18 protein-coding genes are annotated in these 15,854 nt (G+C 38.1%); 5 read left to right on the top strand and 13 right to left on the bottom strand.

Annotated features, from left to right (window positions below):
- Positions 1–244 precede the first annotated feature (244 nt).
- The 3 genes from H9N25_RS15465 (at position 245) to H9N25_RS15455 (ending at position 2,409) form a co-directional block, all read left to right on the top strand.
- Positions 245–778 (top strand): RNA polymerase sigma factor, encoded by a 534-nt coding sequence (locus H9N25_RS15465; RefSeq protein WP_223833400.1) that lies wholly within the window; start codon positions 245–247, stop codon positions 776–778.
- Complete coding sequence (locus tag H9N25_RS15460; RefSeq protein ID WP_190326470.1) at positions 759–1,514, top strand: hypothetical protein; 756 nt, start codon at positions 759–761, stop codon at positions 1,512–1,514. The genes H9N25_RS15465 and H9N25_RS15460 overlap by 20 nt, the downstream gene beginning before the upstream one ends.
- A 112-nt stretch (positions 1,515–1,626) precedes the next feature.
- Complete coding sequence (locus tag H9N25_RS15455) at positions 1,627–2,409, top strand: outer membrane beta-barrel protein (protein WP_167296847.1); 783 nt, start codon at positions 1,627–1,629, stop codon at positions 2,407–2,409.
- A 62-nt stretch (positions 2,410–2,471) separates the two neighbouring features.
- On the opposite strand, the gene H9N25_RS15450 is transcribed toward H9N25_RS15455, so the two are convergent.
- Together H9N25_RS15450 and H9N25_RS15445 are read right to left on the bottom strand one after the other, a co-directional pair.
- Positions 2,472–2,888: a PIN domain-containing protein gene (locus tag H9N25_RS15450; RefSeq protein ID WP_167296846.1), complete on the bottom strand. Its 417-nt coding sequence runs from the start codon at positions 2,886–2,888 to the stop codon at positions 2,472–2,474.
- Positions 2,878–3,162, bottom strand: a complete 285-nt coding sequence (locus H9N25_RS15445) for a DUF6364 family protein (protein ID WP_167296845.1) — start codon at positions 3,160–3,162, stop codon at positions 2,878–2,880. The genes H9N25_RS15450 and H9N25_RS15445 overlap by 11 nt, the downstream gene beginning before the upstream one ends.
- A 150-nt stretch (positions 3,163–3,312) precedes the next feature.
- On the opposite strand from H9N25_RS15445, the gene H9N25_RS15440 reads away from it, so the two are divergent.
- Positions 3,313–4,305: an ABC transporter ATP-binding protein gene (locus H9N25_RS15440; protein WP_190326469.1), complete on the top strand. Its 993-nt coding sequence runs from the start codon at positions 3,313–3,315 to the stop codon at positions 4,303–4,305.
- 13 nt (positions 4,306–4,318) lie between these two features.
- Here the strand turns inward: H9N25_RS15440 and H9N25_RS15435 are convergent, their stop codons facing one another.
- Positions 4,319–4,732, bottom strand: a complete 414-nt coding sequence (locus H9N25_RS15435; protein ID WP_167296843.1) for a hypothetical protein — start codon at positions 4,730–4,732, stop codon at positions 4,319–4,321.
- A gap of 134 nt (positions 4,733–4,866) precedes the next feature.
- On the opposite strand from H9N25_RS15435, the gene H9N25_RS15430 reads away from it, so the two are divergent.
- Positions 4,867–5,427, top strand: coding sequence for a DUF4230 domain-containing protein (locus H9N25_RS15430; protein WP_190326468.1), 561 nt, complete (start codon positions 4,867–4,869; stop codon positions 5,425–5,427).
- Between the two features lie 62 nt (positions 5,428–5,489).
- Here H9N25_RS15430 and H9N25_RS15425 read toward each other — a convergent pair whose 3' ends face one another.
- The 10 genes from H9N25_RS15425 to H9N25_RS15380 all read right to left on the bottom strand — a co-directional run bounded on the left by H9N25_RS15425 (position 5,490) and on the right by H9N25_RS15380 (position 15,840).
- Positions 5,490–5,849 carry a cupin domain-containing protein gene (locus H9N25_RS15425; RefSeq protein ID WP_190326467.1) on the bottom strand — a complete coding sequence of 120 codons (360 nt, stop codon included), beginning with the start codon at positions 5,847–5,849 and terminating at the stop codon, positions 5,490–5,492.
- A 115-nt stretch (positions 5,850–5,964) separates the two neighbouring features.
- On the bottom strand, positions 5,965–7,215 hold the full coding sequence (ilvA, locus tag H9N25_RS15420; RefSeq protein ID WP_190326466.1) for a threonine ammonia-lyase IlvA: 1,251 nt from the start codon (positions 7,213–7,215) through the stop codon (positions 5,965–5,967).
- Between the two features lie 222 nt (positions 7,216–7,437).
- Positions 7,438–8,598, bottom strand: a complete 1,161-nt coding sequence (locus H9N25_RS15415) for a 2-isopropylmalate synthase (RefSeq protein WP_147224933.1) — start codon at positions 8,596–8,598, stop codon at positions 7,438–7,440.
- Between the two features lie 10 nt (positions 8,599–8,608).
- Complete coding sequence (gene leuB, locus H9N25_RS15410; RefSeq protein ID WP_167296839.1) at positions 8,609–9,700, bottom strand: 3-isopropylmalate dehydrogenase; 1,092 nt, start codon at positions 9,698–9,700, stop codon at positions 8,609–8,611.
- Between the two features lie 4 nt (positions 9,701–9,704).
- Positions 9,705–11,165, bottom strand: coding sequence for an ATP-binding cassette domain-containing protein (locus H9N25_RS15405; RefSeq protein ID WP_190326465.1), 1,461 nt, complete (start codon positions 11,163–11,165; stop codon positions 9,705–9,707).
- Positions 11,165–11,749, bottom strand: coding sequence for a 3-isopropylmalate dehydratase small subunit (gene leuD / locus H9N25_RS15400; protein ID WP_167296837.1), 585 nt, complete (start codon positions 11,747–11,749; stop codon positions 11,165–11,167). Before leuD ends, H9N25_RS15405 begins: the two co-directional genes overlap by 1 nt.
- Before the next feature lie 121 nt (positions 11,750–11,870).
- Complete coding sequence (locus tag H9N25_RS15395) at positions 11,871–12,173, bottom strand: antibiotic biosynthesis monooxygenase family protein (protein ID WP_190326464.1); 303 nt, start codon at positions 12,171–12,173, stop codon at positions 11,871–11,873.
- 98 nt (positions 12,174–12,271) lie between these two features.
- A complete protein-coding gene (gene leuC, locus H9N25_RS15390) occupies positions 12,272–13,684 on the bottom strand; it encodes a 3-isopropylmalate dehydratase large subunit (protein WP_190326463.1) in 1,413 nt (470 codons plus the stop codon).
- 106 nt (positions 13,685–13,790) lie between these two features.
- On the bottom strand, positions 13,791–15,272 hold the full coding sequence (gene ilvC / locus H9N25_RS15385; RefSeq protein WP_167296834.1) for a ketol-acid reductoisomerase: 1,482 nt from the start codon (positions 15,270–15,272) through the stop codon (positions 13,791–13,793).
- A gap of 103 nt (positions 15,273–15,375) precedes the next feature.
- Positions 15,376–15,840 (bottom strand): DinB family protein, encoded by a 465-nt coding sequence (locus H9N25_RS15380; protein ID WP_190326462.1) that lies wholly within the window; start codon positions 15,838–15,840, stop codon positions 15,376–15,378.
- Between the last annotated feature and the right edge of the window lie 14 nt (positions 15,841–15,854).

The following is a 15,854-nucleotide window of genomic DNA, read 5'->3' as shown; positions in this document are numbered from 1 at the left end:
GAGTGCCTTTGGCACGGGACTGCTGCTCCCGATGAAATACTGCATGTTCATTTTCAAATAAAAAATCTATATCTTTCTTGAAATTTATTTAAACTATATCTTATTGATAATCAGTTGGTATTGAGCTAATTTTAACTTTATTTAACTTTTTTTCTCACCCCATGCAACCATTGTTTGTAATCTGCCATCTTCTATATACAAACACACAATGAAATTGACGCGAAGCTATACAATAAACGATTTGATGGAAGGCTGCAAAGCTGGCGACCGGAAGATGCAAGAGCTGCTTTACAAGCAAACGGCATCGAAGATGTTGGCCGTTTGTATGCGATATGCCAAAGATAGAATGGAGGCAGAAGATGTGCTGCAGATGGGGTATATTAAAATTTTTCAGAAAATAAAAGAGTATAGAGGCGATGGTTCTTTTGAAGGCTGGATTAGAAGAGTAATGGTGAATACTGCGATTGAAAGTTACCGTAAAAATTTACGCAGCTTAAATGTGGTAGAAATAGACGAAGCTTACGAGCAGCCATCAACCGGATTTGATTTTGGTACTTTGGGTATGCAGGATTTAATGAAAGTGATACAGAAATTGGCAGATGGTTACCGCATGGTTTTTAACATGTATGTAATAGAAGGCTACTCGCACAAAGAAATTGGAGAAACACTTGGGATTTCGGAAGGGGCGAGTAAATCGCAGTTATCAAGGGCTAGGGCAATATTAAAAGAAGAAATTATAAAAATGGAGGGATTTGGTTATGCAACCTATACGGGATAAAGATTTTGATCAGTTGTTTAAGGATGCTTTTGCTGATGCAGAAGTAACGCCATCGAGGGATTTATGGAGCAATATAGAAAGCGAAATAATGCCGAAGAAAAAAAGAGCTTTACCAATTTATTGGTTATCGGCTGCAGCGGTTTTACTGGTGGCTACCATTGGGATTTTGCTTTATCAACAACAAAATACAACCAGCGAGCATAAACAATTGGCCAGTAATACCATTGAAAAAACTAAACCTGAGGTACAGGAACCTGTTGCCAAAGATACCCCAGCTACAGTAGTTGAAAATATTGCACCGGTTTTGCCAGCTCTACCTAAAGCGGTAAGCACTATTGCCAAAACAAAGGTTAAAAAGGACGTAAGGCCTGTTACAATAAAGGGAAAACAAAGCATAATTACTGCACCTGAGGTGATAAAACAGGAAATAGTTATAGCAAAAGTTGAGGAACCTAAAAAAGATATCAATACGAAAATTGAAGAGGCGATTCTGCAACCCAAAGAGGAAACTGTAATAGTTGCTAATCCAACAGAAATTAAAACTGAAGGACCTGTTAACGATAACGAACAAAGCAATAAAGGTGTCCGTAATATGGGCGATGTGATCAACCTCATTGTAAATAAAGTGGATAAGAGAAAAGATAAGTTGATCCAGTTCCGTACGGATGATGATGATTCTTCTCTTGCATCGATCAATATCGGTCCATTTAAAATAGGTAAACGAAATAAGAAGTAAACAGTTTTCAATTAGCAGTTCACAGTTGCTAGTATCTGAACCTTAAATATTACATATTCAACTTTATAACATTCAATAATTCACTCATTCAATAACTCAATAATACACACATATGAAACGTCTAATTTATACAACACTTTTGGTAAGCGGGCTTGCCGGTGTTATGGCTCCTGGTGCTTTTGCTCAACAAGATAGTACCAAAAAGAAAATCGATTATAGCGAAGGACATGGCATTATCCTTAAAACTAAATCAGACTCAGTAAAAAAAGGCCGTTTTGTAGGTGGAATTACCTTCACCAGAATTGACTGGGGTTTCTCCAGGTTAATCGACAATGGCAGCTTTAATCTATCTCCAAACAACGATTTTCTGGATTATAAAGGTGGCAAAACCAGTACATTCTCTTTTGACGTGTTACAGCTTGGCTACCGTTTTAACTCTAACTTTAAAGTGTATGTGGCTGGTGGTTTCGATTGGACTTTAATCCGTTTGAGAAAAGATATTACCATTGCTAAAAACGCTAATGAATTTGTATATACCGATCAGGCACCCGTACATTTTTCAAAAAACCGTTTCTCTAGCAGTTATGTGCATATTCCATTAAATTTTGAATTCCGTACCAATGAAAACAAAAATGGTAAAAGATTTTACCTGGTTTTAGGTCCTGAAGTTAGCTTTTTGTTAAATGGAAAAATTAAACAGATTAGCGAAGAACGCGGTAAAGAGAAACAATACGATAGCTACCACTTTCAATCGGTTCGTTACGGAGGTACAGTTAGATTTGGATACGGAGGCATAGGCTTGTTTACCAAATATTACTTTAATGATATGTTTACCACTTCTCAGCAAGCTGGTTTAAAAAATATGAGTTTCGGGGTTACCTTCGGATTAAATTAAAACACAGCAACACACAAATAAAACAGATCCTGTTTCGGTTAGGCGAGACAGGATTTTTTGTTTTATAATGTTTTTAGAAACATTGCAGGCGTTAATACACTTAACTTACTCCTTTTGTAGTCTTTAATATTTCGCGTAATTATAGCATTAATTGATCCATGGTTTTCAGCCGAAAAATTTTGGAGTGCATCTTCAAAATCTATGAATTCAGAATCGATTGAATTCAAAATAACGTTTTTGTCAATTATTAAAATATCTAAAAAAGTAAATAATATCTTAAAGTCGGCCAAAATATCTTTATGACTAAAGTGTTTTCTCAACAAATAATACGTGTTGGCTATTATTAAACCCGAAACAAAACCATTGATTTTTTGGTTGACACATAAATTCAGAATTTTTGATGAATCAATAAAAAATGGTTCTCGTTTCAGAAAAAAATCAAGTAAAACATCAGAATCAATGAGAATGTTATCTTTCATTATTATTTAAATATTTTTGATATTTCTCATCCCTGACTTTCTCCAGTTCTTTTTTATAATCATAATTATCAGGTAGTTCTACTTTTGGGCGGAGCATCAAAGATTTTATGATTGGAGAAAGCTCATCATCATCTTTTACAATCTCTTCTTTTTTGATAACAGCTTTTAAATAATTCTCTACCACTGCAGACAGGCTTCTACCTTGCTGTTCTGCATAAGCTTTTGCCTGTTTAATAACAGACTTATCTATAGTTAAGGTTAGTTTAGTGTTCATGGCCTTATAATTGCTGACGTCAAGATGTATTGATGTAAAGATACACAGATGCTTGTATACGTGCAAAAATAAAATATAATGCACGTGTAATTTTGTTTGCACTTAAGCCTTCCTCCTTAAAACCCTCTACCTTTTTCTTATCTTTACCGTGTGAGCAATATCCTAATCAGCGTTAAAAATTTAACCAAGCAATATCAGGCAGAACAGGCCGGTGGAATTAAAAATGTAAGTTTCGACATTAAAAGGGGCGATGTGGTAGCTATTATTGGTGAGAGCGGTAGCGGAAAATCGACTTTACTTAAATCCATTTACGGATTGCTGAAAACCGATTCAGGTGAAATCTTTTTCGAAAATCAGTGGGTTAAAGGACCGGACGAACAACTCATCCCTGGGCACAAGCAGATGAAAATGGTTACGCAGGATTTTTCATTAAATATTTATGCTAAGGTTTATGATAATATTGCCTCACAACTATCGAATACCGACCTTAAAACCAAAGCGGAAAAAACTTTGGCGATTATGGATCATTTACGGATTTTACCGCTTCAAAATAAAAAGATTATTGAACTGAGCGGGGGGGAGCAGCAGCGTGTGGCTATAGCAAAAGCAATGGTTGCCGATACGCAGGTTTTACTTTTAGACGAACCGTTTAGCCAGGTTGATGCTTTGCTTAAAAACCAGCTACGAGCTGATATCAAACGTGTAGCCTCCGAAACAGGGGTTACTGTAATTTTAGTTTCGCACGATCCTGCCGATGGTTTATTCCTGGCCGATCAGTTACTTATTCTAAAAAATGGAGAACTTTTACAAACTGGAAAACCATCCGAAATTTACCAACATCCTAAAAACATTTATACTGCGCAGATTTTGGGTAATGCCGTGGTTTTATCGAAAGCCGATGCCGAAAAAATCGGTTTAAAAACAGAAAAGGAATTCGTTGTGTTTTACCCCGAATGGGCCGAAATAAGCAATAGTTGGAGCAGTAGGCGCTATGAAGTAAAGGATGTGTACTACAAAGGTTTTTACGATGAACTGCTTTTAGAGAGAAATGGTGTGAACATCCGTGCCTTGCAGCTAAACAGGGGAGAACATAAAAAAAACGACCACGTTCAATTGAACATCAGTCGTTTTTTGGAGTTTTAAAGATTTTTAAAATTTAATTTCCAGCATAATCAGACGGAATAATAACAACCTTTACCAAAGTATTATAGTTAGGTGGAACTGTAGCTGTTAAATTATTAGTGTCTTGAACATCAAACCTTAAACCTCCATTAGAAACTTTATAACTAAAAGCATTGTAATTGAATGTATAAGGTAATTGAATATCACCATTTGGATCACTTGGGTGCTCAAAATAGACTAGAACGCCTTCGTCATCTAATGTTACGCCATCAATAGCGGCTAAAGGCTTACTTACAGAATAACTCCCATTGGCATTGCGCACCCATTCATTTGAGTTAATAGTGAAATTGTAAGTTTTAGCTCTTAATTCTTGATAAACAGTTTCTTTTTTGCAGGAAGCCAGACCTAGTGTGGCAATGCAAAGCATTAAGATGGTAAGTTTTTTCATGTTGATTAGTTTTTATTTGTGTGTGATATTGCTATTACAAATCTGCTGCCAAAAAAATATAATTAAAGATTTATGGATTAATTATTGTGCAACAGATTAAATGCACAAATGTTCACAGCCAAGTTTTTATCAATATGAAGCTCTTTTTTCGCCTCTTACCCTGGTTAATTTTAGTCGTTGCAGGGTATTTATTTATCTCTAAAAAGTTTAGTATCAATACCTCTGTAGAAAGCAAACACCAGCTTTTGGTTGAAAAAATTGAGGCTATTGGTAAATTAGAGCTGGTGAGGTATCAGATCAGCGATGTTTTAGAACACAAAAATAAAACAGATTTTTTGCCCGAAGCTAGTGTTTTGTTGATTGTTAAGGCCGAAGCGGTAGGTTGTATCGACTTAACAAAAATTACGCGTGAAGATATTGATATTGATGCGGACACTGCTGTAGTAAATTTGCCACAGCCTGAAATTTGCTACGTAAAAATAGACCATAAAAACTCTCGTGTTTACGACACGAAAATGGCTTTCTTTCGTGAAGCTGACCTGGTAGATGAAGCGTATAAAGCAGCCGAAAGGCAAATTACTGCTGAAGTTAAAAAATCGACCATTTTAACGCAGACGAAAACTAATGCTACAACCGTGCTTAAGCCAATTATTGAAGGATTGGGCTACAAGAATGTGAAGTTTACCTTTGAGTAATTAAATTGTCGTTATACTGAATTTATTTCAGCATCTTATTTAACAAAGACCCTGAAATAAATTCAGGGTGACGTAATCAAAAAATCTTCCCGATGCGGGTTAAAAATATCGATTAATAGGCCTGCTTCTAAGCAAACCACACCATGGAATACATTGGATGGTGCAAAAAATACGTCTCCTTCATTTAACACCTTTTTGTCATCGCCCATCGTTACTTCAAAACTTCCTTTGGCTACATAACTCATCTGTAAATGTGGGTGGTTGTGAATGGTGCCAATGGCGTCTTTTTCAAATTCTACTTTAACCAACATCAGGTTGTTATCGTAAGCCATGATTTTGCGTTTTACACCTGCACCTAAATTTTCCCAGTCGATATCGCCGTCTGAAATTAATGCCTGGTTGCTTAAGTCTTTGAAATTCATTTTTTTATTTTTGCGTCACCCTGAATGTCGTTCAGGGTCTTTCCGTATTAGAAAGATGCTGAAATAAATTCAGCATGACGATCGTGTTAAATTCTGCGTTTTTTGCGGTTAATCTTTAAACCAGATATTCAAACAAAGTTTGGTCTTGGTTTAGTTCAATAATTTCAAATTTAAAATCTTTCATGCGCTGCAATAAACTTGCATAATCGTTTTTATTAGAAAGTTCTATACCAACCAATGCAGGGCCATTTTCTCTATTCGTTTTTTTAATAAACTCGAAACGGGTAATATCATCCTGTGGGCCTAAAACCTCGTTTACGAATAATTTTAAGGCGCCTGGCCTTTGTGGGAAGCGCACAATGAAATAATGTTTCAGACCTTCGAATAGCAAAGATTTTTCTTTAATCTCCTGCATACGCTCAATATCGTTGTTTCCACCGCTTACAATACAAACTACCGTTTTGCCTACAATCTGGTCTCTAAGCTGATCTAATGCAGCCACGGAGAGTGCTCCTGCAGGTTCAACCACAATGGCATCTTCGTTATACAATTTTAATATGGTGGTACATATTTTTCCTTCTGGGATTAAATGCATCTGATCCAGAAGATCCTTGCAGTACTCATAAGTAATATGCCCGATTCTTTTTACAGCGGCACCATCCACAAAGCGGTCTATTTCTTCTAAAGTGTAAGGGCCGCCGTGTTCCATTGCTGTAACCATAGATGGTGCACCCAGCGGCTCAACACCAACCAGTTTTACATCAGGTTTAACGGTTTTCATATAAGCACTCACGCCTGAGGCCAAACCACCACCGCCAACAGGCATTATCAAAATGTCTAAATCCGGCAGGTCTTCGTAAATCTCTACACCAACCGTTGCTTGTCCTTCAATTACTTTTTCATCATCAAATGGAGGGATAAAAGTAGCCGATTTTTCGGCACTATAAGCCAAAGCCTCTTTCAAACAATCGTCGAAAGTATCACCAACCAAAACTACCTCTACACTGTCGCCACCAAACATATAGGTTTGTTTTACCTTTTGCTTTGGGGTAATTTCTGGCATAAAAATAACACCTTTAATGCCTAGTTTCTTGCATGAATAGGCTACACCCTGTGCATGGTTGCCCGCGCTGGCACAAACTACACCATTAATCAATGCATCTTGCGGTAACGTGCTAATTTTATTATAGGCACCACGCAATTTATATGAGCGTACAATCTGCAGGTCTTCTCTTTTTAAATAAATATTGGCATTGTAATGTGCAGAAAGTCCGGCGTTAAACTCTAAAGGTGTGCGTTTTACCACGCCTTTTAACCGTTGATGTGCAGATTGAAAATCTAGTGTATTTGGTGTTGTAGTATCCATAATTTAGTATCAAGAAGAGAGATATGAGTATCGAGACTAATATTTCACTTGTGTTTTTTGTAAAGCAGGGTTTGGTGTTCCATCGGTTGCAGCTGTCCTGCTTTACGTTTTATTCTGCTGCGCTTCATGCTCATTCCATCCGATAGCTATCGGATCAGGTTTAGAAAAATAAGTTAGTGCATTTGTCTTAAAACGCTAACCGCTTACTAAACCCTAACCGCATTAAGCTAAATGTAAAGCAACCAATTGATTTAAATCATGGTCGTTAATGCCTTGTTTGCTGTCGGCCAAAACTAAAAACTGTTTGTAAACAATATCTAAATGGTCTTTTTCCAATTTATGGCCTAAGCGGTCTAAATGGTGTTTTAAAGCGTGGCGGCCACTTCTTGCTGTTAATACAATTGTAGCATCAGGGAAACCAACATCTTCTGGCTTAATAATTTCATAGTTTTCGCGGTTTTTTAAGAAACCATCCTGATGAATACCTGAGCTGTGAGAAAATGCATTTCCACCAACAATTGCTTTATTTGGTTGTACCGGCATGTTCATCTGGTTGCGCACCATATGGCTCATTTCGTAAAAACGTGTCGCATCAATCTGGGTATTTAAACCTAAAACCTTATGCGTTTTTAAAATCATGACGACCTCTTCCATAGATGTATTGCCTGCGCGCTCACCGATGCCGTTAATGGTACATTCTACCTGGCGTGCACCATTCTGTAAGCCTGCGATAGAATTCGCTGTAGCCAAGCCTAAATCGTTGTGGCAATGCACCGAAATAATGGCTTTATCGATATTTTTTACGTTTTCTTTTAAATAAAGAATTTTCGAACCGTATTGGTCTGGTAAACAATAGCCATTGGTATCTGGAATATTTACCACAGTTGCACCGGCAGCAATTACCGCCTCAACCATTTTAGCTAAAAATTCGATGTCGGCACGGCCGGCATCTTCAGCATAAAACTCCACATCCTCAACAAATTTTTTCGAATACCTTACGGCTTCAACAGCACGTTCTAAAATTTCTTCACGGGTACTGTTAAATTTATGTTTTATGTGAAAATCGGATGAGCCAATTCCTGTGTGAATACGAGGTCTTTTTGCATAACGTAAAGCATCTGCAGCAACATCGATATCGTTTTTATTTGCACGGGTTAAAGCGCAGATAATCGGGTTGGTAACCGCTTTTGATAATTCAATTACACTGTTAAAATCTCCGGGACTAGATACCGGGAAACCTGCTTCAATCACATCAACACCTAAAAGCTCAAGTGATTTAGCGATTTCTACTTTTTGGTTTGTATCTAACTGGCAGCCTGGAACCTGCTCGCCGTCACGTAATGTCGTGTCGAAAATATAAACTTTGTTTGGGTCGTGAATCATAATCTTAAGTTTAGGAAGTGATTAATTTTTGTGATAAGAATTTAAGAACCAATTTGCCCATTTCGGCTGTGCCTAAAACTTTAAACCGGTTTGTATTTTGGTCGGCAATATCGTGTGTTCTAAAACCTTCTTTCAATACCTGGTCGATAGTATCAACCAATAATTTAGCTTCTTCTTTTAGTCCGAATCCAATTTCCAACATTAATGCTGCCGATAGGATAGAAGCCAATGGATTGGCTAAATCTTTGCCAGCAATATCGTGTGCAGAACCGTGGATGGGCTCGAAAAAACCTGTGCTTTCGCCAACAGATGCTGAAGCGAGCATACCCATTGAACCTGCAATCTGCGAAGCCTCATCTGTCAAAATATCACCAAATAAATTGGCGGTTAAAACCACATCGAATTTTTTAGGGTTTTTGATCAACTGCATGGCTGCATTATCGATAAACATGTGCTCTGTTTCTACATCAGGATATTGTTTTGCAATTTCCTGAACGGTTTCGCGCCATAAACGAGAACTTTCCAAAACATTTGCTTTATCTACCGAACATAATCTTTTGTTACGTTGCTGTGCGGCCTGGTAAGCTTTATGCGCAATACGTTCTACTTCATAACGGTGATAAATCATTAAATCCGAAGCGGTATTACGGTCTTCGGAGCGCGTTTTTTCACCAAAGTAAACATCGCCAGTTAATTCGCGGAAGAACAAAATATCGGTTCCCCTTAAAATTTCTGGTTTAATACTCGATGCCTGAAGAAGTTCGTCAAATAGTAATATCGGGCGGAGGTTGGCAAATAAACCCAGTTCCTTACGGATTTTCAGCAGACCTTGTTCTGGTCTAACTTTTAAACTAGGGTCGTTGTCATATTTGGCGTGACCGATTGCTCCAAAAAGGATAGCATCACTTTGTCTTGCTTTTTCTAAAGTTTCATCAGGCAAAGGCTCTCCGGTAACTTCAATAGCTGCATGGCCCATTAAAGCTTCTTCGAATGTAAACTCATGTCCGAAAATTTCGCCAATTTTTTCTAATGCTGCTTTTCCCCAAGTGGTAACTTCGGGTCCAATACCATCTCCAGGTATTACTAAAATGTTCTTCTTCATTGTACTAAACGTTTTCTAGTATAGTTTCGACGACTTTTACTTCGCCTTTTTCTAACAATATTCTTTTTTCAATGCAGGTTGGCAGCTGCGATTCAAAATGGCCAACATAAATCAGGGTCATCCCATTGCTGCACAGTTCATCAACCAATTGGTTAAAATGTTTTGTTTGCTGTTGGTCTAAACCCTGGCAAGGTTCATCCAGAATTAATAGTTCAGGATTTTTTATAATTGTTCGCGCTAATAATACCAATCGTTGTTTACCGAGTGGAAGTGCGGTTAATAATTCATTTTTATTTTCAGTTAGGCCAAAGTATTCCACCAGTTTATCTACCTGCGTACTTTTGGTATAAGGCAGCTGTTGGAAAAGTCCTACTGTATCATAAAAGCCCGAGGCAATGCTTTGCCAAACGGTAGCAGTAGGGTCGAAATACCAATGAAACTCAGGAGAGATTAAACCGATATGCTGTTTAATGTCCCAAATGCTTTCGCCACTTCCACGTCTGTTACCGAATAAATAAAGCTCATTGGCGTAAGATTGCGGGTGATCGCCATTCACTAAACTCAGTAATGTTGATTTCCCCGATCCGTTGGGGCCTTGTAAAAGCCATTTTTCTCCAGCCTTTACTTCCCAGTTGATATTCTTCAGCACCTGTTTTTCGCCATAGTTAATATTTACGTTAACCATTTTAACAATGTTCTGAGAACTGTAAACGGGCGACTCTTTTAAGAAATCCGGAATTTCTCTCAAATGGCTTTCGGAACTAGCAGACGTTTCTAATGCATCTACTTTAACCAATTGTCCATTTTTTATTTCAGCAAAAGAACCAATGCAACTTGGTAGTTCGGTATCATTACAGATTAAGAGCAATTGAACGCCTTCTTCTGCAATCTGATCCAACAAAATGTTCAGGTTCTTGCGCGAAGCTGCATCTAAACCGGTATAAGGCTGATCAATAATCAACAACTGAGGTTTTAACCATAGGGCTTTAACCAGTTGCAGCTTTTTATGTTCGCCGCTTGATAATTCGATTAGTTGTGAACTGGCAAAAGTAGCAAAGCCTAAAGCCTCTAAAATAGGTTCAACCTGATCGAAGTGAAGGCCTTTTTCTTTGCCATAACTAACCAATTCGGCATGAACCGTTAAAGTTTCTTTTGCTTGCTGGCTGGTATAACGTTGTTGGTAATAAAAATTGGCAACTCCTTCTAGGTTTTTAAACTGGTACCAGCTTTCTACGTAAAGGACCTCTTTTGGAAGCTTGCTCAATTGATCGAAATCAATTTCTATACTTCCCTGATATGGAATCAGGCCTGCAATAGCTTTGCCCAGCGATGTTTTTCCTGTTCCGCTTTGTCCACCAATTACATAGCTTTCGCCAATATTCATTTCCCAATACAAATCCCTGAGCACCACTTTGTTGTGGTAACTTAAGTTTAAATCCTGTATGTGAAGGAATGGTTTAAACATTATTTTGCTTGTTCGAATGCTTCAATTAATTGTTTTTGGTTCAAGATGAAATCGATATCATCATAACCATTTATTAGACACGATTTTTTGTATGGATTGATTTCAAATGATTCTTGAGCACCAGTTTCTACAATGGTAACCGTTTGGTTTTCTAAATCAACTTCTAAGGCCGATTTTGGATTGTTGTTAACCGCTTTGAAAATCTGCGCCAAGAACTCGTCACTTACCTGGATTGGTAATAAACCGTTATTCAAGGCATTTCCTTTAAAAATATCGGCAAAGAAGCTGCTAATTACTGCATCAAAACCGGCATCTTGAATGGCCCAAGCTGCATGCTCACGACTACTTCCGCAACCAAAGTTTTTTCCTGCAACTAATACCCGACCACCGTAAGTTGGATTATTCATCACGAAATCGGCTTTAGGCTGGTTATCGTTCTCATAACGCCAATCGCGGAACAAATTTTCGCCAAAGCCCTCGCGCGTAGTCGCTTTTAGAAACCGCGCAGGGATAATCTGGTCGGTATCGATGTTTTCTATATTTAAAGGCACTACTGCCGATGTTAATTTTGTGAATTTTTTCATGTCAATTAGTATCAAGTAGGGAGTACCAAGTAGCGAGACTTGTATTCCACTTTTTATCTTATTTTTTTAAGCCTTTTGCTTAATGGGGGTAATTTTATGCTTTAAGTTTTTACCCTCCGCCTTAAGCCCTACAACCCTCTACCATCTCAAAGTGTTCAACTGTTGGGAAAGGATCATAAAAGTGATGCAATAACTTTTTCCAATCCTGGTATTCTGCTGATCCCCGGAAACCTTCGGTATGTGCCTCCAAAGTTTTCCAGTTTACCAGCAGTATGTATTTATTTTCTACCTCTACACATTTTTGAAGCTGATGCGAAATGTAACCTTCCATCGATGAAATGATTTTTTGGGCTTCGCTAAAAGCTTTTTCAAAATCAGCCGATAATCCAGCTTTTACATTTAATACGGCAACCTCTAGTATCATATGTTTATTATCCGTCATTGTGAAGTAATCTACTTAGCTTGCAATCGCATTAAGATTGCTTCGTGCCTCGCAATGACGATTAGGCTTGGCATTTAGTTTTAACCTTCTACCTTCTCCAGCAAATCCCTTACATCGGTAATTTTTCCGGTTACTGCAGCAGCTGCGGCGGTAAGTGGACTGGCTAATAAAGTACGTGCATTTTGTCCTTGTCTACCTTCAAAGTTTCTGTTTGATGTAGATACACAATATTTACCTGCTGGGATTTTATCTTCGTTCATTCCTAAACAGGCACTACAGCCCGGTTCGCGTAATTGGAAACCAGCGGCTTCGAAAATTTTATCCAAACCTTCGTTTTTAGCTTGTTGCTCAACCTGTTTCGAACCTGGAACAATCCAGACCGTAACATTATCGGCTTTGCGCTTACCCTTAACAAAATCGGCAACTTCGCGTAAATCTTCAATGCGTGAGTTGGTGCAGCTTCCAATGAACACATAATCAATCGGTTTTCCGATCAAAGATGAATCATCATCAAAGCCCATATAATCTAACGCTTTCTGGTACGAAAGTTTTTCTTTTTCTGGTTGTGCACCAGTTGCCGGAATATGCTCTTGAATACCCATGCCCATTCCAGGGTTGGTACCATAGGTAATCATAGGTGCGATATCTGCCGCATCGAAAGTTAAAACACTATCGAATTTCGCGTCAGCATCGCTATATAATGTTTTCCAATAAGCTAAAGCTTTATCCCACTCTTCGCCAGCAGGAGCAAATTCTCTTCCTTTAATGTAATCGAAAGTGGTTTGGTCTGGTGCAATTAAGCCACCGCGTGCGCCCATTTCGATACTCATATTACAGATGGTCATACGGGCTTCCATACTTAAAGCCTCAATTGCCGAACCTGCATATTCGATAAAATAACCTGTACCACCTGCTGCAGAAATTTTGGCAATAATATATAAGATAATATCTTTTGCGCCAACACCCTTTCCAAGTTCGCCATTTACCTCGATTTTCATGGTTTTAGGTTTCGACTGCAATAAACATTGGGTTGCGAAAACCTGCTCTACCTGTGAAGTACCGATACCAAAAGCTATAGCACCAAAGGCACCATGGGTTGAGGTATGACTATCGCCACAAACCATTGTTTTACCAGGTAAAGTGATACCCAGCTCAGGGCCGATAACATGTACAATGCCTTGAAAAGGATGCCCTAAGCCATACAGTTCTATACCGAATTCTGCACAGTTTTTTGTTAACATATCTACCTGATAGCGCGAAAGCTCCTCTTTAATTGGTAATAATTGATTTAGTGTAGGTACGTTATGATCGGCTGTTGCTACAGTCTGTTTAGGACGAAAAACAGGTAAGCCTCTTTTACGCAAACCATCAAATGCCTGCGGAGAGGTTACCTCGTGTATTAAGTGTGTATCAATGTATAAAATATCAGGAAATCCTTCTTCACTTTTTACAACGTGAGCATCCCAAATTTTTTCTACTAATGTTTTTGACATTTTGTTATTATTTAATGTTTGTCAGTCTGAGCTTGTCGAAGTCTTTCTCGTTATAGAAAACGAAAAGAATTCCTTCGACAGGCTCAGGATGACATTCTTTTTGTTTCTATGCTGTTTTAATCGCCTTCATTGCTGTCATTGCTTTACGCAAGGTTGCTCCAATTTGTTCTACCTGGTGAGAGCGGATCGCCTCATTAACATCAATTAATTGTCTGTTGTCAACAGCGCCATCTTTACCTTCGTTGAAGTTTTTACCAACTAAATCAGTATCTACTTTTTTCATGAAATCACCTAAAAGTGGTTTACAGGCCTGATCGAATAAATAGCAACCATATTCTGCAGTATCAGAAATTACACGGTTCATTTCGAACAATTTCTTACGGGCAATGGTATTGGCAATAAGTGGTGTTTCGTGTAGCGATTCGTAGTAAGCCGATTCTGGTTTAATACCAGCCTGTACCATTGTTTCGAAAGCCAGCTCAACACCAGCACGAACAAAAGCAACCATTAAAGTATAATTGTCGAAATATTCTTGCTCACCGATTTTAACATCACCTGCAGGTGTTTTTTCGAAAGCAGTTTCGCCGGTTTCAGCTCTCCAAGCCAATAGGTTTTTATCACCATTTGCCCAATCTTCCATCATGATACGGCTAAATTCGCCACTCATAATATCATCCTGGTGTTTTTGGAACAACGGACGCATAATGTCTTTCAATTCTTCCGAAATTTCGAAAGCTTTGATTTTAGCTACATTGCTTAATCTATCCATCATGGCCGTAATACCACCTTGTTTTAGGGCTTCGGTAATTACCTCAACACCATATTGAACCAATTTAGAAGCATAACCCGCGTCGATTCCTTTTTCTACCATTTTATCGAAAGATAGGATAGAACCTGTTTGCAATAAACCACAAAGGATGGTTTGCTCGCCCATTAAATCAGACTTTACTTCAGCTACGAAAGATGATTTTAATACCCCAGCTCTGTGACCGCCTGTACCAGCGCAATATGCTTTTGCTTGCGCCAATCCTTTACCTTGAGGATCATTTTCAGGGTGAACTGCAATTAAGGTAGGAACACCAAAACCACGCACATATTCTGCTCTAACCTCGCTACCTGGGCATTTAGGTGCAACCATAATCACGGTTAAATCTTTACGGATCTGCATACCTTCTTCTACGATATTGAAACCGTGAGAATATAATAAAGTAGCACCTTCTTTCATTAAAGGCATAATTGCGTTTACAACAGCGGTATGTTGTTTATCAGGAGTAAGGTTGATCACTACATCTGCATTCGGAATTAATTCTTCGTAAGTACCAACTGCGAAATTGTTTTCAGTTGCATTTTTCCACGAATCACGTTTGCCTTCAATTGCTTCCTTACGTAAAGTGTAGCTTACATCTAAACCACTATCTCTTAGATTTAAACCTTGGTTTAAGCCTTGTGCACCGCAACCTACAATTACCAGTTTTTTGCCTTTTAGTGCGCTAACGCCATCTAAAAATTCAGAACTGTCCATGAAGTCGCAAACACCTAATTGGTTTAATTTTTCTCTAAGAGGTAATGTGTTAAAATAATTTGCCATTGTTTTTTATTGGTTAATTTCTATTTAATTATCGGGTTTATATTTTCTTTCCTTCGGTTTGATTGCACTGATTTAGTGATTTTACCGATTCTTTCTTTTTACCTTATACCAGTTTCTTTAAAGCAGAGGCGTAGCCAAAGTGCACATTATCATGTCCGATGGTAGTAATCAGTATCTCTTCAATACTATTCAACTGTACACCGTAGGTTGCTGTTAAAAAGGGCGTGGTGCTCGAAAATTTTCCATTTGCATAATCTTCTTTTATTCTTTCAATGCTCTCTAATGCGATGGTCTTCAATTCTGCTACTTCTTCTTCCGTTACTATATAAGAAGGTTTTGTATCCTTTTTATAATACTCGTTAAACTTTACAGAAGCAGCGTCTTGTAATACCCCTGTACGAACATAACAAAGTGTTTGTGTGCTCACTACAATATGGCCAAAGTTCCAGATGATGTTATTGTTATAACCATCAGGAATTTTATTCAATTCTTCGATTGTTAAGCCATCCACTAACTTAATAAATGCCTTGCGTGAGTTTATTATAAAATCAAATATCGGGTTTATCATGTTATACTTCGTAT

The sequence above is a fragment of the Pedobacter riviphilus genome (assembly GCF_014692875.1).
GTDB classification, from domain to species: domain Bacteria; phylum Bacteroidota; class Bacteroidia; order Sphingobacteriales; family Sphingobacteriaceae; genus Pedobacter; species Pedobacter riviphilus.
Note: the sequence above shows the minus strand (reverse complement) of the source record. Positions and strands in the feature narration are given on the sequence as shown.